The organism is Oryzihumus leptocrescens, assembly GCF_006716205.1.
GTDB lineage: Bacteria > Actinomycetota > Actinomycetes > Actinomycetales > Dermatophilaceae > Oryzihumus > Oryzihumus leptocrescens.
Genome location: NZ_VFOQ01000002.1, coordinates 143327 through 163399, shown reverse-complemented (window position 1 = coordinate 163399; position 20073 = coordinate 143327). Strand labels below are relative to the sequence as shown.

General features: G+C 74.5%; 24 protein-coding genes. 9 read left to right on the top strand and 15 right to left on the bottom strand.

The window, feature by feature from the left end:
- Position 1: 1 nt before the first annotated feature.
- Genes FB474_RS17815 through FB474_RS17775 form a run of 9 tightly spaced genes read right to left on the bottom strand, consistent with a single transcriptional unit; the run spans position 2 to position 7467 of the window.
- Positions 2–433, bottom strand: coding sequence for a nitroreductase/quinone reductase family protein (locus FB474_RS17815; RefSeq protein WP_141790206.1), 432 nt, complete (start codon positions 431–433; stop codon positions 2–4).
- The gene (locus FB474_RS17810) at positions 433–1335 is read right to left on the bottom strand and encodes a CHAD domain-containing protein (RefSeq protein WP_185746250.1); all 903 of its coding nucleotides are present in this window, start codon (positions 1333–1335) and stop codon (positions 433–435) included. The genes FB474_RS17815 and FB474_RS17810 overlap by 1 nt, the downstream gene beginning before the upstream one ends.
- Positions 1332–1655, bottom strand: a complete 324-nt coding sequence (gene cutA / locus FB474_RS17805) for a divalent-cation tolerance protein CutA (protein ID WP_141790204.1) — start codon at positions 1653–1655, stop codon at positions 1332–1334. The genes FB474_RS17810 and cutA overlap by 4 nt, the downstream gene beginning before the upstream one ends.
- Positions 1652–2875: a low temperature requirement protein A gene (locus FB474_RS17800; RefSeq protein WP_221632667.1), complete on the bottom strand. Its 1224-nt coding sequence runs from the start codon at positions 2873–2875 to the stop codon at positions 1652–1654. The genes cutA and FB474_RS17800 overlap by 4 nt, the downstream gene beginning before the upstream one ends.
- Positions 2876–2879: 4 nt before the next feature.
- Positions 2880–4079, bottom strand: a complete 1200-nt coding sequence (locus FB474_RS17795; protein WP_141790203.1) for an acyl-CoA dehydrogenase family protein — start codon at positions 4077–4079, stop codon at positions 2880–2882.
- Positions 4080–4088: 9 nt separating this feature from the next.
- A complete protein-coding gene (locus FB474_RS17790) occupies positions 4089–4940 on the bottom strand; it encodes an FTR1 family iron permease (protein WP_141790202.1) in 852 nt (283 codons plus the stop codon).
- 27 nt (positions 4941–4967) lie between these two features.
- On the bottom strand, positions 4968–5147 hold the full coding sequence (locus FB474_RS17785) for a hypothetical protein (protein ID WP_141790201.1): 180 nt from the start codon (positions 5145–5147) through the stop codon (positions 4968–4970).
- Positions 5144–6568, bottom strand: a complete 1425-nt coding sequence (locus tag FB474_RS17780; protein ID WP_141790200.1) for a hypothetical protein — start codon at positions 6566–6568, stop codon at positions 5144–5146. Before FB474_RS17780 ends, FB474_RS17785 begins: the two co-directional genes overlap by 4 nt.
- Positions 6568–7467, bottom strand: a complete 900-nt coding sequence (locus FB474_RS17775; RefSeq protein WP_141790199.1) for an NAD-dependent epimerase/dehydratase family protein — start codon at positions 7465–7467, stop codon at positions 6568–6570. Before FB474_RS17775 ends, FB474_RS17780 begins: the two co-directional genes overlap by 1 nt.
- An 86-nt stretch (positions 7468–7553) precedes the next feature.
- On the opposite strand from FB474_RS17775, the gene FB474_RS17770 reads away from it, so the two are divergent.
- Complete coding sequence (locus FB474_RS17770; protein ID WP_185746249.1) at positions 7554–9254, top strand: lysylphosphatidylglycerol synthase domain-containing protein; 1701 nt, start codon at positions 7554–7556, stop codon at positions 9252–9254.
- On the opposite strand, the gene FB474_RS17765 is transcribed toward FB474_RS17770, so the two are convergent.
- A complete protein-coding gene (locus tag FB474_RS17765) occupies positions 9174–10577 on the bottom strand; it encodes a protoporphyrinogen/coproporphyrinogen oxidase (RefSeq protein ID WP_221632666.1) in 1404 nt (467 codons plus the stop codon). The genes FB474_RS17770 and FB474_RS17765 overlap by 81 nt on opposite strands.
- Before the next feature lie 116 nt (positions 10578–10693).
- Entirely contained in the window at positions 10694–11584 is an 891-nt protein-coding gene (locus tag FB474_RS17760) for a DMT family transporter (protein ID WP_246092596.1), read from the bottom strand.
- A gap of 95 nt (positions 11585–11679) precedes the next feature.
- Here FB474_RS17760 and FB474_RS17755 point away from each other — a divergent pair, with 95 nt between their 5' ends.
- Positions 11680–12150, top strand: coding sequence for a MarR family winged helix-turn-helix transcriptional regulator (locus tag FB474_RS17755; RefSeq protein WP_141790196.1), 471 nt, complete (start codon positions 11680–11682; stop codon positions 12148–12150).
- 6 nt (positions 12151–12156) lie between these two features.
- Here the strand turns inward: FB474_RS17755 and FB474_RS17750 are convergent, their stop codons facing one another.
- The 3 genes from FB474_RS17750 to FB474_RS17740 form a co-directional block, all read right to left on the bottom strand.
- Entirely contained in the window at positions 12157–12894 is a 738-nt protein-coding gene (locus tag FB474_RS17750; RefSeq protein WP_141790195.1) for a biosynthetic peptidoglycan transglycosylase, read from the bottom strand.
- An 88-nt stretch (positions 12895–12982) separates the two neighbouring features.
- The gene (locus FB474_RS17745) at positions 12983–13441 is read right to left on the bottom strand and encodes a DUF4396 domain-containing protein (protein ID WP_141790194.1); all 459 of its coding nucleotides are present in this window, start codon (positions 13439–13441) and stop codon (positions 12983–12985) included.
- A gap of 36 nt (positions 13442–13477) precedes the next feature.
- Positions 13478–14140 (bottom strand): response regulator, encoded by a 663-nt coding sequence (locus tag FB474_RS17740; RefSeq protein ID WP_141790193.1) that lies wholly within the window; start codon positions 14138–14140, stop codon positions 13478–13480.
- A 184-nt stretch (positions 14141–14324) separates the two neighbouring features.
- Between FB474_RS17740 and FB474_RS17735 the strand changes: the two genes are divergently transcribed.
- The 6 genes from FB474_RS17735 to FB474_RS17710 all read left to right on the top strand — a co-directional run bounded on the left by FB474_RS17735 (position 14325) and on the right by FB474_RS17710 (position 18987).
- A complete protein-coding gene (locus FB474_RS17735; protein WP_141790192.1) occupies positions 14325–14792 on the top strand; it encodes a universal stress protein in 468 nt (155 codons plus the stop codon).
- A gap of 87 nt (positions 14793–14879) precedes the next feature.
- Positions 14880–16628 (top strand): sensor histidine kinase, encoded by a 1749-nt coding sequence (locus FB474_RS17730; RefSeq protein WP_141790191.1) that lies wholly within the window; start codon positions 14880–14882, stop codon positions 16626–16628.
- Between the two features lie 193 nt (positions 16629–16821).
- Positions 16822–17412 (top strand): hypothetical protein, encoded by a 591-nt coding sequence (locus FB474_RS17725; protein WP_141790190.1) that lies wholly within the window; start codon positions 16822–16824, stop codon positions 17410–17412.
- A gap of 88 nt (positions 17413–17500) precedes the next feature.
- Complete coding sequence (locus FB474_RS17720) at positions 17501–17914, top strand: adenine nucleotide alpha hydrolase family protein (RefSeq protein WP_141790189.1); 414 nt, start codon at positions 17501–17503, stop codon at positions 17912–17914.
- A gap of 195 nt (positions 17915–18109) precedes the next feature.
- Positions 18110–18682, top strand: coding sequence for a hypothetical protein (locus FB474_RS17715; protein ID WP_141790188.1), 573 nt, complete (start codon positions 18110–18112; stop codon positions 18680–18682).
- Positions 18679–18987 carry a winged helix-turn-helix domain-containing protein gene (locus tag FB474_RS17710; RefSeq protein WP_141790187.1) on the top strand — a complete coding sequence of 103 codons (309 nt, stop codon included), beginning with the start codon at positions 18679–18681 and terminating at the stop codon, positions 18985–18987. Before FB474_RS17715 ends, FB474_RS17710 begins: the two co-directional genes overlap by 4 nt.
- A 6-nt stretch (positions 18988–18993) precedes the next feature.
- Here FB474_RS17710 and FB474_RS17705 read toward each other — a convergent pair whose 3' ends face one another.
- Positions 18994–19299 (bottom strand): hypothetical protein, encoded by a 306-nt coding sequence (locus FB474_RS17705; protein WP_141790186.1) that lies wholly within the window; start codon positions 19297–19299, stop codon positions 18994–18996.
- 164 nt (positions 19300–19463) lie between these two features.
- Here FB474_RS17705 and FB474_RS17700 point away from each other — a divergent pair, with 164 nt between their 5' ends.
- Positions 19464–19901: an ester cyclase gene (locus FB474_RS17700; protein WP_141790185.1), complete on the top strand. Its 438-nt coding sequence runs from the start codon at positions 19464–19466 to the stop codon at positions 19899–19901.
- Positions 19902–20073: the final 172 nt, after the last annotated feature.

Sequence of the window (20073 nt, the reverse complement as noted above, 5' to 3'; positions counted from 1 at the left end):
ATCATCCCGGCCCACGCGGCTGCTCCCCGCAGATGACGAGGGGGATCTCGCGGGGCGCGTGCTCCTGGTAGCGGGCGTACCCGGCATACCGCTGGACCACCCGCGGCCAGAGCACGTCCCGCTCCTGCGGGGTGGCCGTCCGGGCCAGCATCGGACGGACCTGCGCGCCGCGCTGCACGGTGACGTGCGGGTCGGCGCACAGGTTGAGGTACCAGTCGGGGTGGCGGGGCGCCCCGCCGTTGGAGGCCACCAGCACGAGGCTGTCGCCGTCGGGCAGGCAACCCAGCGGGGTGGTGCGCGTCCGGCCGGTGCGCCGGCCGGTGGTCGTCAGCAGGACGTTCTCGACCGGGCCCAGGTGTGAGCCGATGCGGCCGTGGCTGGCGCGGTAGATGCGGGTGTGCAGACCGGTGAAGAACCGCTGCCCGGTCCGCATCACCCCAGCCAATGCCGCACCGCCCGCTCCTCCGCCCGGCCGAGGGCCACGGGATAGGCCTCCTCCGCCGCGCCGGCGAGCTGCTGCTCGGCCGACCACAGCGCCCCGCACACGAACCCCTCCGGGCCGCCTGCCCCGGGCGCCGACATCAGCTCGAGGAGCACCTGCTGCGCGTGCGCGCTGTCCTGCCGCTCCCCCAGGACCTCCTGGACGGACTCCATCCGCGCCGCCAGGTCCGCCGCGGGCGCCCCGAGCGCGGGGGCACACAGCTCGGCTGCGTAGCGGGCCCGCTTGGCCGCCTTGCGCACGTCGTGCAGCCGGTGGGCGCGCGACTCCTCCGACCCGGCCACGTCGACCCGGCGCGCGGCACGGTCCATCCGGCGGCAGGCCCGGCGCACCAGTCCCGGCAGCACCAGCCCCGCGGGCCGCAGGCCCCTCTCCGGCGGTGAAGCGAGCGAGGCCGCTGACGCCAGCGCGGACACCAGGGCGGTGTGCCGGTCGCCGGCCTGGACCCGGCGCAGCGCCACGACCGCCACGCGTTGCCGCTGCCCCAGCTCGCCCTCCAGCCAGGCGACCGCGTCGGCGGCGACCACGTCGGCCAGCTCGGCGAGCAGCGGCTGCCACCGCAGGTGCAGGACCTGCACGTCGCGGACCGCGCCGACCACACCACCCCACCAGCGCAGCTCCGCCAGCAGCGGCTCCGGGTCGCTCGCGCCGAGCACCTCGGCGAACGTCGCCAGCGTGCAGCGGGCGCGACGGGCCGCCACCCGGACGTCGTGCACGGCCGCCGGGTCACCGTGCACCAGCGCCGGGCCCAGGGCACGCAGCGCCGCCACCTGCCGGTCCAGGTAGACACCGACCACCGCGACAGCGGCCGGCTCCTCGTCCCGGAGCGCGGTCACGCCCGGACGACCGACTCTCGCAGCCACACGGCATACCCCTCGCTGGCCCGCACGACGGGCACGGCGAGCACCTCGGGGGTGTCGTAGGAGTGCAGCTCGACGACGCGTGCCGCGAGGCGGTCGAACAGCTCGTCCGTCGTCTTGGCCAGCAGGAGCAGCTCGGCGGAGCGCTCGACCAGGCCCTCCCAGCGGTAGACCGAGGTGATGCCCGGCACGACCTGCACGCATGCCGCGAGCCCCTCGCCCACCAGCGCAGCGGCGATCCGGTCGGCCTCGTCCGGCGCGCCGACGGTCACCCTCACCTCGAGAAGCTGGCTCACCTGCCCACCGTATGCCGCCCGGTCGCGGGCCGGTGTGACGAAGGGCCTCGCCCCGGCCGGTCGAACGCCACGTGGACGGCGACGAGGGTGGCGACGACCAGCCCGACGAGCAGGGTCATGACGCCGACGTCGGGGCCGGGCGCGGCGAGGAGCACCAGGACGACGGCGGCCGACGCCGAGCGGACAGCCACCACCGGCGTGCGGAAGGACCACGCGTGCAGCGTCCCCAGCACGAGCAGGTATGCCGCGACCGCGCCCGCCAGCGCCAGGTCGGCTCCGCGGGTGGAGACGTGGGCCTCGTGCCGCGCCACGTCGGCGGCCACGCCCACCGCGGCACCGACCGCGGCGACCGCGCCGAAGACGAGGTAGTGCGCGTAGCCCCAGACGAAGGCCGAGCGGGTCGACAGGCGCAGCGTGTCCTCCACGGAGCGCTTGAAGTACAGCCACCACATGCCGAAGACGGTCAGCAGCCCGCCGACGGCGACCAGCAGCAGCGAGGCCGACAGGCCGTGCGCCTCGGCGGCGGCCTGGACGGAGGTGGTGGAGGCCAGGATGACCTCGCCGAGGACGATGAGGGTGAAGAGCCCGTAGCGCTCGGCGATGTGCCCGGGGTGCCACGGCGTCCGGCCGCCGGTCCGCTCGGCGACGACCGGCACCAGCACCTCCAGCACCACGAGGACCGGGAACGCCACCAGGCCCCACGGCGCGGCCAGCAGCAGGCGACCGAGCCACAGGGCCTGGCCGAGCGCGATACCGGCGACGTAGAGCCGGCCGGTGCGCCGGCGCTCGGGGTGGTCACGGCTCACCCGCAGCCACTGCACCACCAGCGGCACCCGCATGACGGTGTAGCCGAGGGTGACGAGCAGGAAGTCGCGGCGGTCGAACGCCGCGGGCACCCCGGCGGCCAGGACGAGGACGCCGGCCATCTGCACCAGGGTGAGCAGCCGGTAGGCCACGTCGTCGGTGTCGTAGGCCGAGGCGAACCAGGTGAAGTTCATCCACGCCCACCAGATCGCGAAGAACACCATCGCGTAACCGGTCAGCGCGGCACCGGCGTGGCCCACGGCCAGGGCGTGGTGCAGCCGGGCCGCCGCGGCGGCGACGGCGACCACGAAGCACAGGTCGAACAGCAGCTCCAGGGGCGTGGAGGCCCGGTGCTCCTCGTCGGTGTCCCGGCCCGTCATCGGCCGCCGCCACGGGACCGCACCCACACCGCTCATGGCGTCAGCGGAAGGCGTCGATACCGGTGAGCGCCTTGCCGATCGCGAGGGTGTGGATCTCCTCGGTCCCCTCGTAGGTCAGCACCGACTCGAGGTTGTTGGCGTGCCGGATCACGGGGTACTCCAGCGAGATGCCGTTGGCGCCGAGGATGGTGCGGGCGGTGCGGGCGATGTCGATCGCGAGCCGCACGTTGTTGAGCTTGCCGATGCTGACCTGCTCGGGCGTGATCTCGTGGCGTTCCTTCAGGCCGGCGAGGTGGTGCGCCAGCAGCGACCCGGTGCCGATCCGCACCGCCATCTCGGTCAGCTTGGCCTGGGTCAGCTGGAACCCGGCGATGGGCTGCCCGAACTGCTGGCGGGTCCCGGCGTAGTCCAGCGCCGACTCGAAGCATGCCCGGGCGGCGCCGAGGGCGCCCCAGATGATGCCGAAGCGCGCCTCCGTCAGGCACGACAGCGGCCCCTTGAGCCCGCGCACGCCGGGCAGCACCGCGTCGGCCGGCAGCCGCACGCCGTCCAGGACGAGCTCGCCGGTCAGCGACGCCCGCAGCGACATCTTGTGCTTGATCTCGTGGGCGGAGAAGCCGGCCGTGGCCGTCGGCACGACGAAGCCGCGCACCCCCGCGGGGTTGTCACCGTCGGCCTCGGCCTGCGCCCAGACCACGGCGACGTCGGCGACCGGGCCGTTGGTGATCCACATCTTGCGGCCGGTCAGCACCCAGTCGGTGCCCTCGCGCCGGGCCCGGGTCTGCATGTCGCCGGGGTCGGAGCCGCGGTCGGGCTCGGTCAGCCCGAAGCAGCCGACCGCCTCCCCGGCCGCCATCCCCGGCAGCCACTGCTGCTTCTGCTCCTCCGAGCCGTAGGCCCAGATGGGGTACATCGCCAGCGACCCCTGCACGGAGACGAAGCTGCGGATCCCCGAGTCGCCCGCCTCCAGCTCGCGGCAGGCCACGCCGTACGACGTGGCGCTGGTCCCGGCGCAGCCGTATCCCGTCAGGTGCATGCCCAGCAGGCCGAGGCTGCCCAGCTCGGGGAACAGCTCCCGGGGCATCGTGGCGTCCTCGAACCACTGGCCCACGTCCGGCAGCACCCGCTTGGCGACGAAGGCGCGCGTGGTGTCGCGCACCGCGCGCGCCTCCTCGTCGAGCAGGGCGTCCGTGGCCAGCAGGTCCAGCGGGTCGGGGGTGCGGCGTCCGGAGGGGCTCATGGCCTCAGGCTAGGCCCGGACCGAGGCCTTCGCCGTGCCCTTGGTCGCCGTCGCCCTGCCGCCGCGCTGGAAGAGCCAGCCCACGATGCCGACGTAGCCGACCCAGACCAGCACCTGCTCGATCGAGGGCCGCGGGTCCCAGCCGAACATGGCGGCCAGGAAGCGGCCGACCTCGCTGTCCTGCGTGAGCCAGTGCACGGCGGTCAGGTCGTAGACGTTGTTGAGGACGATGCCCAGGTCGCCGGTGGACTGCAGGAACATCACGGCGCGGGCGAGCAGCCCGGCGGCGAAGATGACCAGGACCCACGCGGTGACGGTGAAGAAATGCTTCATCGGCAGCCGCTTGCCGCCGACCACCACCATCCAGCCGAGCACGCCGGCGACGACGAGGCCGACGATGCCGCCGACCAGCACGTTCTCGCCGCTCTCCTGCGTGGCTGTGGCGATGAGGAACAGCGTGGCCTCGAAGCCCTCGCGCAGCACCGCCAGGAACGCGGCCGCGACGACGGCGACCTTGACGTTGCTGCGGGCGTCGATCGCGTGGTCGAGGCTGCCCTCGAGCTCGCCCTTCATGGCGCGCGAGTGCTTGCGCATCCAGAAGATCATCCAGGTGAGCACGCCGGCCGCGAGGAGCATGGTCGCCGCGAAGGCCCGCTGCCGGGCGACGCCGACGAGCTCGTCCATGCCCAGGTGCACCGCCACGCCCAGCGCCAGCACCACGACGAAGGCCGCACCGATCCCGGCCCACAACGGGCCGAGCAGCTCGGCGCGCCCCGTGCGGCGCAGGTAGGAGTAGAGGATCGCGATGACCAGGGCGGCCTCGAAGCCCTCCCGCAGCATGATCAGCAACGACGCGAGCATGGGGTTACCTCGACTCGTGGTGGGTGGTCAGTTGCCGGTGGTCGGCGCGGACGTCTCCGACGACGTCGAGCCCGAACCCGAGCCGCTGCCGGAGCCGCTGCCGGAGCCGCCGTCACGGGTGCTCGCGCCGGAGTCGCTGCAGCCGGCGACGGCCAGGGTCAGCGCGGTGGCGAGCGCGAGGGTGGCGGTGGCGAGCGTGCGGGTCATGCGTGGGTTCCCTTCGGGGACGGGGACAGCGCGGGGGCGGGGTCGCCCACGCGGGGGGTGTGCCGGGTGGCACCACGGGTGGCCCGGACCGCCACGGCGGCCGAGGCCAGCAGCAGCACGACCCAGGCCAGGTGACCGGCCATGAAGTGGCTGCTGCGGTAGTCGGGGGTGACCCGGGCCAGGAGCTGGTAGACCGGGGTGGGCACCGTCCAGAAGTCGGTGACCCAGGTGAGCCGGCCGGCGTGACCTGCGGCCAGCAGCGCGGCCAGGTTGACCACGCCGCCGAGCGAGAGGGCCGCGACGGTGATCGCGACCGCCCGCGGCAGCCGCTGCAGCGCCAGCAGCACGACCACCATGAGCAGGGGCAGCACGACCACGACCTGGCGACCGGGGGACCAGAAGCCGTGCATGGTCAGGGCCACCCAGGTGGCGGTGGCCCAGCCGGCGCCGAGCGGCGCGAGCAGCAGCCAGCGCTCCGGGAGCCGGCCCTGCACCGCGACGACGGCGACCGCGGCGACGGCCACGACGAGCGCGGGCTGCCACGGCACGAGGCCGAACGTCCTGTCCACCAGCAGGCCGGTCAGCCGCAGGCTGCGGCCCGCGTAGTCGGGGTGCACCCCGATCACGCTGAGCTGGCCGGTGGCCTGGAACTGGTCTCCCGTGGCATAGGGGGTCACCCCGCCGTAGAGCGCGAGGTGGCCCAGCAGGTAGCCGGCCGCCGAGCCCGCCAGCGCCAGGGCCGACCACAGCAGGTGACGACCCGGGACGCGGCGGCGGGTCACGGCATACGCACCGAGGGCCAGGGCTGCCGCCACGGCGGCGTACTTGAGCCCGAGCCACGGCAGGGTGCTGACGGCCAGCACCAGCGCGAGCAGGTGGCGGGGCCGGACGACGGGGGCGGACGCGGCGGCCACGGCCACCAGGGTGGCGAGCGCCGCGGGGACCTCGGGGTAGACCTGCTGGGCGTAGATCCCCAGCGGTGGCGAGGCGAACGCGACCGCGGCCGCGACGCCGGCCACCCGCTGGTCGACCCCGAAGCGCCGCACGGCCACCCAGGCCAGGAGCGCGGCCGTGGCCGCCGCCATGAGGACCATGGCGACCTTGGCGCCGACCCAGCCGAACGCACCCATGGGCACGGCGAGCAGCACGGGCAGCAGCGGGTCGTGCGGGGAGACGGCGCGGCCGCCGGGCAGGGACTGGGTCTGCACGGGCAGCTCGGCCTGGTGGAAGGCGCTCCAGCGCCGGGCTGCGAGCTCGTCGGAGATGTCGAGGTTGCCGTCCTCGGCCAGCGACAGGGCCGACAGGAGGTACTGCGGCTCGTCGACGGCCGCCTGCCCGCCATGGGTCGCGCGCACCCCGATCCCGAGCAGGCCGACGACGAGCGTGACCAGCACGGGCAGCAGGAGCCAGCGGCGGGCCATCAGCCGGCCTGCGCGAGGTCGAGCCGGGGGGCGACGGCCCGCGCGACGGCGTCGCGCAGGTCGGTCCGCGGGGTCCAGCCGAGCAGGGACTGCAGCCGCGTGGTGTCGGCCCAGGTGTCGCGCACCTCCCGGGCTGCGGCGGCCTCGACCTGCACGTGCGCGCGGGCACCGAGCGCGTCCTCCAGGGCACCCACCATCTCGGCCAGGGAGCGCGGGGCGCCGGTGCCGAGGTTGACCGTGCCGGTGGCGCCGGAGCGGGCGAGCCCGGTCAGGGCACGGGCGGCCTCCCGGACGCAGGTCAGGTCGCGGGTCCGCTCGGGCGAGCCGAACACGCGGACCGGCTCGGCACGCAGGATCGCCTCCGCCCAGGTCGTCAGCGCCATGTCGGCGCGCTGCCCCTCCCCGACGACGGTGAACGGCCGGACCACGAGGACGTGGCCGCGGGCGGCTCGCTGCGCGCAGACCTGCTCGACCGCCACCTTGCTGCGGGCGTAGCCGCCGCGGGGGCGCAGCGTGTCGGCCTCGCGGCTGGCCCGGTGGTCGGCCCCGCCGTAGACCGAGGACGAGGACGTGACGACCAGAGTCGTCGCGGCCGGGGTGAGCGCGCAGACCGCCGCGGTGGCCTCGACGTTGTCCCGGCAGCGACGGGCCTCGATGCCGGGCCGGTCGTCGCGCACCCCCGAGCACCCGGCGAGGTGGAGCACGGCGTCGGCCGTGGCGAGCAGCCCGCGCAGCGGCCCCGGGTCGCCGGCCAGGTCGAGGAGGTGGTGGTCGGCGCCGTCGAGGCCGGGCCCCAGCGGGTGCCGGTCGACGGTGACGACCTGCTGACCCTCCGCCCGCAGCTGCCGGACGACCGCCGCGCCGACGAAGCCGGACGCACCGGTCACGACGATTGCCACGGTGTCTCCTGGGTGCCGGCGGGGGCGTCCCCGGTGGGGACGAGCGGATTGGGTGCGGGAAGCAAGGTAAGGCTAACCTCACTTTCGTGCCAGCTGTCAAAACCCCCCTCGACCGTGACCCGCGGCGGCTGCTCCTCCTCGGCGCCGGGGTGGCGCTGGTGCTGGCCTCCGCGGCATACCTGGACGACGCGATCCACCTGCGCTCACTGGCCTCCGCGGCCTCGGCGCTGCTGCGCGACCCGGTGCCGCTGCTGCTCGCCCTCGGTGCCTACGCCGCGGCGTTCGGCCTGCGCGGCTGGGCGTGGACGCGGGTCCTGCCCGCCCTGACCGCCGGGCAGGCGTGGGCCGCGCTGCACGTGTCGCTGCTGGGCAACCACGTCCTGCCGCTGCGGCTCGGGGAGGCGCTGCGCGTGACCAGCGTGCTGCGGCGCACCACCCTGCCGGCTGCCCCGGTGACCGCCTCGGCGTTCACCCTCCGGGTCGCGGACCTGCTCGCCGTGATGCTGCTGGCGCTCGCCGCGGCGCCGCACGTCGTGCTCACCCTCGGGGGGACGTGGGTGTGGCTGGGCGTGGGCGGCGGCGCCGTCGCCCTGGCCGCCGGGCTGGCGACGGTCCGCCGGCTGCCGACGCTGCGCCTTCCCGGACCGGCCGTGGCCGCGAGTGCCGTGCTCGCCTGGGTCCTCGAGGCGTCGGTCCTGTATGCCGTGGCGCGGGTCAGCGGGCACCCCGTCGGGGCGCTGGACGCGGTCGCCGTGACCGCGGTGACGATCGCCGCCCAGACGGTGGCGCTGACCCCGGGCGGGTTCGGCACCTACGAGGCCGCCGCGACCGCCGCCCTCGTCGCGCTGGGCGTGCCCGCCGGACCGGCGTTCGCGGTCGCCCTGCTGAGTCATGCGGTCAAGACCGGCTACGCCCTGGTCCTCGGCGGCGCGGCCCTGGTCGTGCCCGGCCCGGGGCACTTCGGGCGGTTCCGGCTCGCCCGCGAGCTGCCGCCGCGCCCCCAGCCGCTGCCCGTGGCCGCCGATGCCCCGGTGGTGGCGATCATCCCCGTCCACAACGAGGAGGCGACGGTTGGCACCGTCGTCGGGCGGCTCCCGCGCGAGCACGCCGGCCGGCCGGTCGTGGCCGTGGTCATCGACGACGGCAGCACCGACGCCTCCGCCGCCCGGGCAGCCGCCGCCGGGGCGCGGGTCGTCACCCAGCCGCGCAACCTGGGCCTCGGGGCGGCGGTCCGTCGGGGCCTGGCCGAGGCCTCGGCGCTCGGGCCGGCCGCCGTGGTCTACCTCGACGCCGACCTCGAGTACGACCCGCGCGAGCTGGGCCGGCTCGCCGACCCGGTCCTGGCCGGGGAGGCCGACTACGTCGTGGGCTCGCGCTTCGCCGGGCGGATCCGGCGGATGCTGCCGCACCGGCGGTTCGGCAACCAGGTGCTGACCCGGTGGGTGCGCTGGATGACCCGCCGGCCGGAGCTCACCGACGGCCAGAGCGGCTACCGCGCGTTCAGCCCGCGCGCGGCGGCGAGCGCCGAGGTCGTCCACGACTACAACTACGCCCAGGTGCTCACCCTGGACCTGCTCGGCAAGGGCTTCACCTACGCCGAGGTGCCCATCGACTACGCCTTCCGCGAGGGCGGCGAGTCCTTCGTCCGGCTCGGGCGCTACCTGCGCCGGGTCCTGCCCGCAGTGCACCGCGAGCTCAACACGGCCTCAGTCCTCGACGCGGTGCCCGGCGAACCGGCGCAGGGCCTCGTGCCACGCGTGCTCGTCGAAGGAGCCGTCCGGGCCTAGCGCGTCGACGGCGTCGTAGGCCTCGGCCATGGCGTGGTGGCTGTTGTCGTGGGCGAACAGGCCGAGCCGCCCGAACGAGACGGTGCTGGGGATCCCGGTGACCAGCGAGCGCATCGCCGCCAGCGCCCCGGCGTAGTCGAGGTCGAACACCGGGTAGACCGAGGGCAGGCGGACCACGTGCACGGCGCGGCAGCTGACCGGCGGGAGGCCGGTGTCGGACAGCGTGTGCCGCACCAGCCGCACGAGCTGGTCCTCGGCCATGGTCCACGTCTCGTCGCCGACCATGCACGGGATCTCGACGCAGATGACCGAGCGGTCGGCCGGGTCGTCGGCGCTGTCGCGGTAGTTGGCCGGCTCGGAGATCCGGGTGACCGGGGTGCCCTCCTGCGGCAGGTAGTGCGCGTCGTACGGCGTCCACCGGCCGCCCGCGTGGGACAGGTAGACCAGGGTCATCGCACGGAAGTGCAGCACGGGCCCCTCGAACGGCCCGCGGCCGCTCAGCTGCGCCAGGGCGGTGACGGGGATGGTGGAGAAGCAGCGCCGCGCCGACACGGCGCTGCCGTCGGACAGGTATGCCGTGACGCCGTCGGTCCGCGCGTCCAGCCGGGTCACCTCGGCCCCCAGCCGCAGCTGCGCGCCGGCGAGCCGGGCCGCGTCGGCGACCGCCTCGACGATCTGGCCGAAGCCGCGGCGTGGGTAGTGGAACGAGCGGCCCTGCTCGGTCCCGTTTCCGGTCCGCCCACCACGCAGCAGCCGCGCCGCGACCTTGCCGGGCGTGTCGGCGGTGACGCGCACCCGCGCCTGGTCGCCGTGGATCCGCTCGCCGGGCAGCCCCCACAGCTTGCTCGCGAAGGGCCCGTACATCGCGTCGTACACGGTCGGCCCGAGCCCGGCGCGCAGGAGCGCCTCGTAGGTGTCGGCGTCGGCCTGGCGCAGCGGGCTGGCGAGCACGTCGCGGGCGATGCCGGCCGCCATGCCGCGCGGCAGCGCGCGCAGCATCTCCCCGACCTTCAGCGGGAAGCCGATCCAGGTCTCGCCGAGCCGGAGCCGACCGTTGCGCGGACGGGTCTGCAGGTCCTCGCCGAGCAGCCCGCGGATGTCGGCCATGACCGCGGGCGCGGTGTTGGGGTGCAGCCGGTGGCTGCCGAGGTCGACCCGCACCCCGTCGACCTCGAAGGAGGCCGACATGCCGCCGACGTGGTCGGCCCGCTCCAGCAGGACCACCCGCAGCCCGCGCTGGGCGGCCTTCCACACGGCGGCCAGGCCGGCCGGTCCGCCGCCGAGGACGAGCAGGTCGGCCGGGTCTGGCGCGGGGGTGCTCACGCCCTGAGCGTATGCCGCAGACCTCAAGTCCCCGTCGCGACCCGAGCTGGACGTTGCTGCCCCTTCAGCGGCGCTGAAGGGGCAGCAACGTCCAGCTCGACGGTGGGTCGGCAGCCTCAGTCGACCGGGGCCTCCACCGCGGGCACCGCCCGGGAGGTCCGCCGGCCGGCCACGACGAGGGCCATCCCCGCGACCATCACCGCCAGCCCGGCCAGCGCGGTGACCGGCGGCTTCTGGTGCACGATGACCGCCGCGAGCAGCGCCGCGCCGGGGACCTCCAGCAGCAGGGCCAGGGAGACCAGCAGCGGGCCGGTCGTGGCCAGCAGGTGGTTGAAGACCGAGTGGCCGAGCAGCTGGGCGGTGGCGGTGATGAGCAGCAGCAGGGCCCACTGGCCGGCGGGGTAGCCGCCGAGCCGCTGCCCCGCGACCAGGCAGGCCAGCGCCAGCAGCACCGCGCAGGAGCCGTAGCAGACGAAGGTGTAGGTGGTGGTGCTGGCCGACTGGCGCGCCCGTGACCCGATCACGGTGTAGGCGGCGGCCGCCATGCCCCCGATGAGTGCCAGGCCGTCCCCGGCGACGGCGCGGGTGGACAGGGTCAGGTCGACCCCGGAGACCACGAGCACGCCGGCGAAGGCGAGGGCGAGGCCGGCGACCACCCTGGCCCCGAACCGCTCGCCGCGCAGCAGCTGCCAGCACACCACCCACGCGAGCTGCAGGCACACGATCGCCGTGGCCGAGGCCACCGACGTCAAGGTCAGCGAGGTCACCCACGTCGCGAAGTGCACCGCGAGCACCGCACCGGAGGCGAGGACCAGCCCGAGCCGCCGACCGGTCAGCGAGCGCAGCTCGGCACGCTGGCGGGTCACCGCAGCCGGCGCGATCGCCGCGGTGCCCAACGCGTTGCGCCAGAACGCGATCGCCAGTGGCGGCACGACCGCGGCGGCCATCAGTGGCCCGGACAGGGACACCGCGACCACGCCGACGGCCAGCAGGAGGAGGGTGCGCACGCCGCGATTGTGCCGGTCGGCATGGCCGGCCGGACGAGGGGTCATCACCCGATCGGGTGATTGACCCGTCCACCACCGTCCCGGACAGTGACGCCATGTCGGAGACCGGAGCGCTCAGCAGGGACGAGCAACGCACCTGGGGCGCGTTCGCGGCCCTGCTGGACCTCATGTCCTCGGCACTCGACACCGGGCTCCACGAGCGGGGCCTGAACCTGTTCTCCTACGCCGTGCTGGCGGCGCTGGCGGACCAGCCCGACCGCACCCTGCGGATGAGCGAGCTCGCAGCCCTGACCCACGCGTCGGCGTCCCGGCTGTCCCACATGGTGCGCCGACTGGAGGACAAGGGCTGGGTCGAGCGGTCCCCGGCGCAGTCCGACGGCCGCGGCAACCTCGCCCACCTCACCGACGAGGGACTGCAGACCGTCCGCCGCGCCACGCCCGACCACGTGGCGGCCGTGCGCGCGATGGTGCTCGATCCCTTGGACGAGGCCGGGCGGGAGCAGCTGCACGCGCTGTCCTGCCGGCTGGTCCGGCAGTTCGAGGTGAGCCTGCCAGAGTGCGACTGACCCGGCTCAGGCCAGGTGCAGCGGCGCCGCGAACGCCGCGTCGGCCTCGGCCCGGGTGAGGACGCCGGTGCTCACGAGCCGGTCCAGGACGTGCCGCTGCCGCTGTTTGCCCGCCCGGAGGTGGACCAGCGGGTCGTACGCGGAGGGCGCCTGGACCAGGCCGGCCAGCATGCTCGCCTGGGCCCAGGACAGCTGCGCGGGCGCCCGGCCGAAGTAGCCGTGGGACGCCTGGGCGAGGCCGTAGAAACCGTGACCGAAGTAGACCTGGGCGAGGTACATCCGCAGCACCTCGTCCTTGCTCCAGGACCGGTCCAGCTTGAGGGCGAGCACCGCCTCCTGCAGCTGCGCGGCGCGGTCACGGCGCCCGCCGAACCACAGGTTCTTGGCCAGCTGCTGCTCGAGGGTGGCGCCGCCGATGTCGGAGCTGCCGGTCACCGTGGCCAGGCCGGCCCGGACCACGCTCTGCGGGTCGAGCCCGGGGCTGGTCCAGAAGCGACTGTCCTCGGTGGCCACGAGGGCGCGGGCCACCCTGTCGTCACGCGGCAACGACGACAGGGCTGGTGCGCCGTGCGCCCGCTCGACCGCCCGCACCCGGGTCATGGCGTCCTGCACGCCCGGGGTGACCTGCCACAGCGCGGCGAGCGCGAGCAGGAGGGCGAGGACGATGCAGCCCGCCACGACGCCCAGCCGCCACAGCCGGCCGCGTCGGCGGGCGGCCCGGACCGGGGCCAGCGGAGGGGCCATGTCCCGGACGGTAGGCACGCAGGCTGTGAGCCGGCGGTGAGCCGCCTGACGGTATGCCGTGTGGCCGGCCGGTCACACGGCATACCGGTCAGTGGTGGGCGTGGACGACGGCGTGGCCGCGTCCGCGCGCGATGAGCCACCGGTTGACCGGCACGGTCACCACGAAGGCCACCACGAGGGAGACCGCCAGGCTGGTCCAGAACAGGGCGTCGGTCAGGCCGGCGGCCATGGCGCCGGGCACGACCAGGACCACGGCGGTGTCCATGACCTCCATGGTGACGATGGACAGGGTGTCCGCCGCCAGTGCCAGCCGGGTGGCGCGGCGCCAGCCAAGGCCGGCCCGGACCAGCGGGACGAGGGTGAGGGAGTAGCCGAAGCCGAAGGCGAGGACGATCGCGAGGGCCACGCTGGGACCGTTGGACCAGCCCCACCAGGTCGCGAGGACCATGCCCAGCACCTCGCCGATGGCGCAGCCGGTGAGGCAGTGCAGTGTCGCCTGGACCGCCTGGCGGGTCAGGGGTCCCGAGGAGTGGTGGTCTGCTGTCATACCGGACTCAACACATACCCCCCTGGGGTATGTTCCCTAGTGCGGCGGCAGGTGCTTGCTCGCGAAGACCGCGGCCTGGGTGCGGCGCTCGAGGCCGAGCTTGGCGAGCAGGCCGGAGACGTAGTTCTTGATCGTCTTCTCGGCCAGGTGCATCCGCTCCCCGATCTGGCGGTTGGTCAGGCCCTCACCGATCAGCTCCAGCAGGCGCCGCTCCTGGTCGGTCAGCGGCGCGAGCGCCGCGTCCTGGGGTGGCCCCTGGCGCAGCCGCTCGAGCACCTGGTGGGTGACGCCCGGGTCGAGGAGGGACTGCCCCGCCGCGACCCGGCGCACGGCGTCGATGAGGTCGGTGCCGCCGACCTGCTTGAGCAGGTAGCCCGAGGCCCCGGCCATGATCGCGGCGAAGAGCGCCTCGTCGTCGTCGTAGGAGGTCAGGATCAGCACCGCGATCTCGGGGTGCCGGGACCGGATGTCGCGGCACACGTCGACGCCCGAGCCGTCCGGCAGCCGGCCGTCCAGGAGGGCCACGTGCGGTCGGAGCGCCGGGATCCGTCGGGTGGCCTCGGCGGCCAGCCCCGACTCCCCCACCACGGTGATGTCGCCCCCGCTCTCGAGCAGCTCCTGCAGCCCCCGGCGGACGACCTCGTGGTCGTCCAGCACGAAGACCCGGATGGGCTCAGCGGCCCCACCAGTCAGCGTCATGCCCTGAAGCATCACAAACCTCAGCCCGCAGGACAACGGTCTGGCCCCGGCCGGCGACCGTGGTCCCGACAGTTCGGGACCAAAGGCCCACGGGCGAGTGACGGACAACCGTGCCGACACACCACCCCACAGAGGGAGTGTCGAGTCACCGCCGGACCCGGCGGCACGCGATGCGGAGGACACCATGGAGCGCCACCAGATCGTCGTCGGCATCGAGGAGACCCCGAGCTCGGCGGCGGCCCTGCGCTGGGCCGCGCGGTTCGCCCGGCTGACCGGCCAGACGCTGAGGGTCGTGCACACCTGGACCCTGCCCAGCGGCGGCATGCCGACGGCACCGGACCCCTACCTGGTCACGGCCATCACCGACGCCCGGGCCCGGGCCACCCGGTTCGTGGAGGACAGCCTCGGCGCGGAGGAGACCAGCGTCCGATGGGTGCTGGACGTCGACGAGGGGCGCCCGGGCCCGGTGCTGGCCCGTCGCTCCGAGGACGCGTCCCTGCTCGTGGTGGGCACCGGTGAGCACACCGGCGTGCGGCGCCTGCTCGAAGGGTCGGTCAGCCACTACTGCCTCTCGCACGCCACCTGCCCCGTGGTCGCCGTCCCGGCGCCACGCGCCGCCAAGGACGACGCCCCGGCCGTCGCCGCGGGCTGACCCGCCCCGGCCCGCGGCGATCTGCGGGCGCGAGCCCCCTGAGCCTCCTATTCTGGTCCGGCACCCGCCCGCAGGAGGAGGCCGACGATGGCGCCACGAGGACCCGACGCCACCGGCAGCCGGCAGCCGGCGGTCGCGCCGGCCAGTGACCCCCTGACCTTCCCGTCGGTGGCCCGGCTCGAGCTGGACCAGCTCCTCGAGCAGCTCGTCGAACGGGCGCAGGAGGTCATGCGCACCCAGGACCGGATGCACGGCCTCCTCCGGGCCCTGCAGTCCATCGTCAGCGACCTCGACCTGACCAGCCTGCTGCAGCGGATCGTCGACGAGGCCCGCACGCTGGTCGGAGCGCAGTACGCCGCCCTCGGCGTGGTGGGCCAGGACCGCACCCTCGTCGAGTTCGTCCACTCCGGGATGGACGCGCAGACCGTCGAGACCATCGGCTCGCTGCCCACCGGCCGGGGCATCCTCGGCCAGCTCATCTCCGACCCCCAGCCGCTGCGCCTGAGCCGCCTGGCCGGACACGCCAGCTCGGTGGGCTTCCCGGAGGGGCACCCTCCGATGACGTCCTTCCTCGGCGTCCCGGTGCGCGTGGGCGGGCACGTGTTCGGCAACCTCTACCTGACCGAGAAGGTCGGCGGCAGCGAGTTCACCGCCGAGGACGAGGAGCTGGCGCAGTCACTGGCGGCAGCGGCCGCGGCGGCCATCAACAACGCCCGGCTCTTCGAGGGCGTCTCGCGCCGCGAGCAGTGGCTGCAGGCTTCCCGCACCATCACCAACGCGTTGCTGGGCACGCTCGACCGCACCGAGGCCCTGCAGCTGGTCGCGCGCTCGGTCCGGTCCTCGGCCGGGGCGGACTTCGCCGCGGTGGTCGTGCCCGAGGCCGACGGCGAGCTGCGCATCGCCGCCGCCGACGGGCTCGAGGGCGAGCTGATGGTGGGACGGCCCGTCCCCGCCGACGGCTCGGCCACGGGCACGGCCCTGCTCAGCGGGGAGCCGGTGGTCCTGGAGGACCTGCGCAGCGCCACCGGCCTGGCCGGCCCGATCCGGGCGCTCGGCATCGGGCCGCTGGCCGCGATCCCGCTGTCGACGGGCGAGGGCGTGCTCGGCGTCCTGACCGTCGGCCACCTCCCCGGCAGCCGCCGGTTCACCTCCGAGGACGTGGCGCTGGTCAGCGACTTCGCCTCGCAGGCCGCCCTCGTGCTCACCGTGGCGGCCAACCAGGCAGCGGCCCGCGAGAACGAGATGGCCGAGGAGCGGGCCCAGATCGCCCGGGACCTGCACGACCACGCGATCCAGGGGATCTTCGCCGTGGGTCTCGGCCTCAACGGCATGGCCACGCGGGCCACCCCCGAGGAGGCGGCCCGGCTGATGGAGCTGGTCGGGCGGCTCGACGACTCGATCAAGGCGATCCGCAACAGCATCTTCACCCTGCAGGTCCGCCACGACACCCCGCCCAGCCTGCGCAGCCTGCTCACCCTCGTGGTCATGCAGAGCGGCAGCACCCTCGGCTTCACCCCGCGGCTGCAGACGAGCGGCCCGGTCGACACCGTGGTCCCCGCCGAGGTGGGGCGCGACCTCGAGGCCGTGCTGCGCGAGGCCCTGTCCAACGTGGCACGGCACGCCCAGGCGTCGCACGTCGCGGTCACCGTGACCGCGGGCCGTGATGTCGTCCTCGAGGTGCGCGACGACGGCCGGGGCATCGGCACCCCCGACCGCTCCAGCGGCCTGGCCAACATGCGCGCCCGGGCCGAGGCTCACGGCGGGACGTGTGAGGTCGGCCCCGGGCCGGGCTCGGGCACGCTGGTGCGCTGGACGGTGCCGCTCGTCCGCGGCTGACCGCGGGGACGGCACGGCATACCCGCTCCTGGCCTGCTGGCGGGCCGTAGGGCCGCGCAGGTTGGGGACCAAGGTCCACCCGGACCGGGGCCCGCGGACCCTGATCGCCACCCCACGCCCCACGCGAAGGTGGTCCTGCCAACACAGGCAGAACCTCTTCGGGCCCACCGGGCCCGGGCAAGGAGAAGTAGCCATGCGACGCAAGACGTTCGACGCGCTGCTGACCACCGTGGGGCTCATCGTCGCGGCGATGCTCCTCGTTGCGGGCGGCCTGCTCACCTGGGCCCACTCGTTCGTCCAGAGCGAGGTCCACAGCCAGCTCAGCGCCCAGAAGATCTTCTTCCCGCCGGCCGGCAGCGACGCCCTCAAGGACCCGGCCATCAAGCCGTACCTGAGCCAGTACGCCGGCCAGCAGATGACCGACGGCGCACAGGCCAAGGCCTACGCGGACCACTTCATCGCCGTGCACCTGCAGGGGATGACGGGCGGCCAGACCTACGCCCAGCTCAGCTCCAAGGCGCTGGCCAACCCCACCGACACGAAGCTGGCCGGCCAGGTCCAGACCGTGTTCCGCGGTGAGACGCTGCGCGGCCTGCTGCTCAACGCCTACGCCTTCTGGCAGATGGGCCAGATCGCCCTCGTCGGCGCGATCGTCTCGTTCGTGGCGGCTGGGGTCCTGCTCGTGATGAGCCTGCTGGGCTTCTGGCACCTGCGCCGGGCCTCGGCGACCGAGGACCTGCACCTCGGCGAGGGCCGTCCGGTCCCTGCCGTCGCCACCGCCTGACCGCCTCACCGGCGTCCCCTGGCCACGCCCCTCCCCGCCCCCGCGGGGGAGGGCGTGGCCGCCGGCTCTCCCAGGGAAGGACCATTCGATGACCACGTCGCACACCCCCACCGCCCCGAGCCTGCCCGTCCTTGCCGGCGTGGTCAGCCGTGAGGACCCGGTCGCCGTCGCCCGCGTCGCGGCGCAGGAGGCCGCCCGTCGCGGCTGCGGCCTGAGGTTCCTCCAGGTCGTCCCGCCCGGCACGACTCCCGAGGAGCGCGCCGAGGCCGACGAGCTGACCTTCGACGCCGCGCTGCGGGCCCTGCACGGCCGCTCGCGGGTCAGCTTCACCTTCGAGACCGTCGCCGGCGACCCGGCCTCCGTCCTCGTCGACCGCAGCGGCGCGGCCAGCCTGCTCGTCGTCGGGGCCGACGTCCCGCACGGCGGACCGGCCGTCGCCCGGTGGTGCCGCGAGCACGCCGCGTGCGAGGTCCTCACCGTCGGCGGCGAGCCGATCCCCTGAGCCGCCACGCGCGATACCTCTCCTGCCACCTGGTGCCCGTGGCGCCGCGACTCCCCTGCCGATCCGGCCGGGAACGCGGCGCGGCGGGCACCAGGTCGTGTCAGGGCTTGACGGCCCCCTCCGCGGGCGTCACTCTGTAGCGCAGAGTGGTGTGGATGACAGAACCACCCGCCTGACCGGCTCCTGGGGGACCTCATGAAGCACGACACCGTGGCCGAGCTGGACCACCTGGCCGCTCGGGCCCGCCGCGACACGGGCATGGACGCCGTGGTGCTCACCGCGGCAGGTCTGGTGTCCTGCGTGACCGTGGCCCTCAACCTCGGCTCCAGCGCACCGGGCTTCCCGGACTCACTGCACGGCGCCGGGGGTTTCTGGCTCGAGGCGCTGGCCCCGCTGGCGTTGGTGGTGGTGTGGCTCTACGTGCGCTGGCGGGAGAAGCGCCGCGGCGTCGGCCGCCAGTCCCGTGCCGTCGCCTGGACTGCGCTGGTCGTGGCGATCCTGGTCGTCGCGCTCGGCCCGTTCCTCACGTGGGTGCTCGGGCCCTACCCGGTGATCATGGCCCTCGTGCTGCTCGCCGGCATTCGGCGCTCCAGCCGCCTCCTCGTGGTCTGGGGCCTGGTCGCCGGGCTGCTCGGCCTCGCCGTGGGCATGGCGCAGTTCAACAACCGGTTCGACCTGCGCGCCGCCGACATGGCCGTGGGGATCGCGATCGCCGTGGCCACCCTGGCGGCAGGAGCGGTCGTGGCTGTCCGAGGCCGCCGTTCATGACCGGACACCCGAGCACCCGGCTCGACGACACCGTCCACCAGCGCGTCCGCCTGGGCATCCTGACGATCCTCGCCACCGCGGGACGAGCCGACTTCACCTACCTGCGCGACAACCTGGAGGTCACCGACGGCAACCTCGGCCGCCACCTCGAGGTCCTCTACCAGGCAGGGTACGTCGAGATCGAGAAGACGTTCGAGGGCCGGCGGCCCCGCACGTGGGTGAGCATCACGCGGGCCGGCCGTCGGGCCCTGAAGGACCACATCCTCGCGCTGCGGCAGATGATCGACGAGGTCCCTGGCGGCTGACCTCGCTCAGCCCCTGACGTCCGGGCGCGGCGGAAGCTCCCGGCGAAGCTGTTCGGCGCGAGCCTCGAGCTCCTCGAACCGGCGGGCCAGGTTGCGGTCGGCACGCTCCTGCAGCGCGCTCATCGACGGCCGCACCCAGCGGTGACCGCAGTCGGCGCACCGCACCTCCTTGGGGGCGTTCGCCGTCCCCATGGCGCCGAGCCCGAAGATGTCGAAGGCACTGCTGAGTCCGGACTCGCGCACGAGCACGTGCACCTCGTCGCTGCCGCAGCTCGGACACCGCAGCAATCGCTCGAACTCCGACTCGACCACAGCCGCAGTCTGCGGCGCCACAGAAATGGCGGCAAGGGCTGACGGTCGGCGGCGCCCTGAGTGCCTCAGGTGGGACGGGGCTCCCCCGGCAAGGATGATGGCAGCGCACGCGCTGCGGCCAATACTTGGGCGTGAGAGCAGGTGCCCGCAGAGCGGAGGCTCTCATGGCAGATAACACAACGCTCGTCCGTGGCCTCTTCGAGGCCTGGAACAAGCGCGACTACGCCACCATCTCGGAACAGATGGCCCCCAACAGCACCCTGATCGACATGGGCAGCGGGCGGACCCTCCAGGGTTCCGAGGGGGCGGTCCAGTTCACCAAGTCGCTGTTCGACGCGCTTCCCGACGGAGAGTTCGTCATCGACCACCTCACCGCCAAGGACGACACCGTGGTCGTCGAGTACACCGGCCGGGGCACCCACACCGGAGACCTCGTGATCCCCGCGGGCACCGTGCCCGCCACGGGGCGCCCGCTCACGATGCACCTGTGCGACGTCTACGAGATCACGGGCGGCAAGGTCCAGACCGTTCGCACCTACATCGACTCCGGCGCGATCATGGCCCAGTTCGGCCTGGCCGAGCGGCTGGGAGTCACCCCCTAACCGACCAGCACCCACCCCGGAAGAGCGGCACCTGCCCCCGCCGTGCCCGGTATGCCGTGCCCGAACCCCGCCCGGGGAGCGGACGCCGGCGTACCGGGCACCGGCGTGCGGCCCCCTCGCCGGCACCCCCTTCGCCAGGGGCACGGTGACCACGGGCACGCCCGCGCCGGTG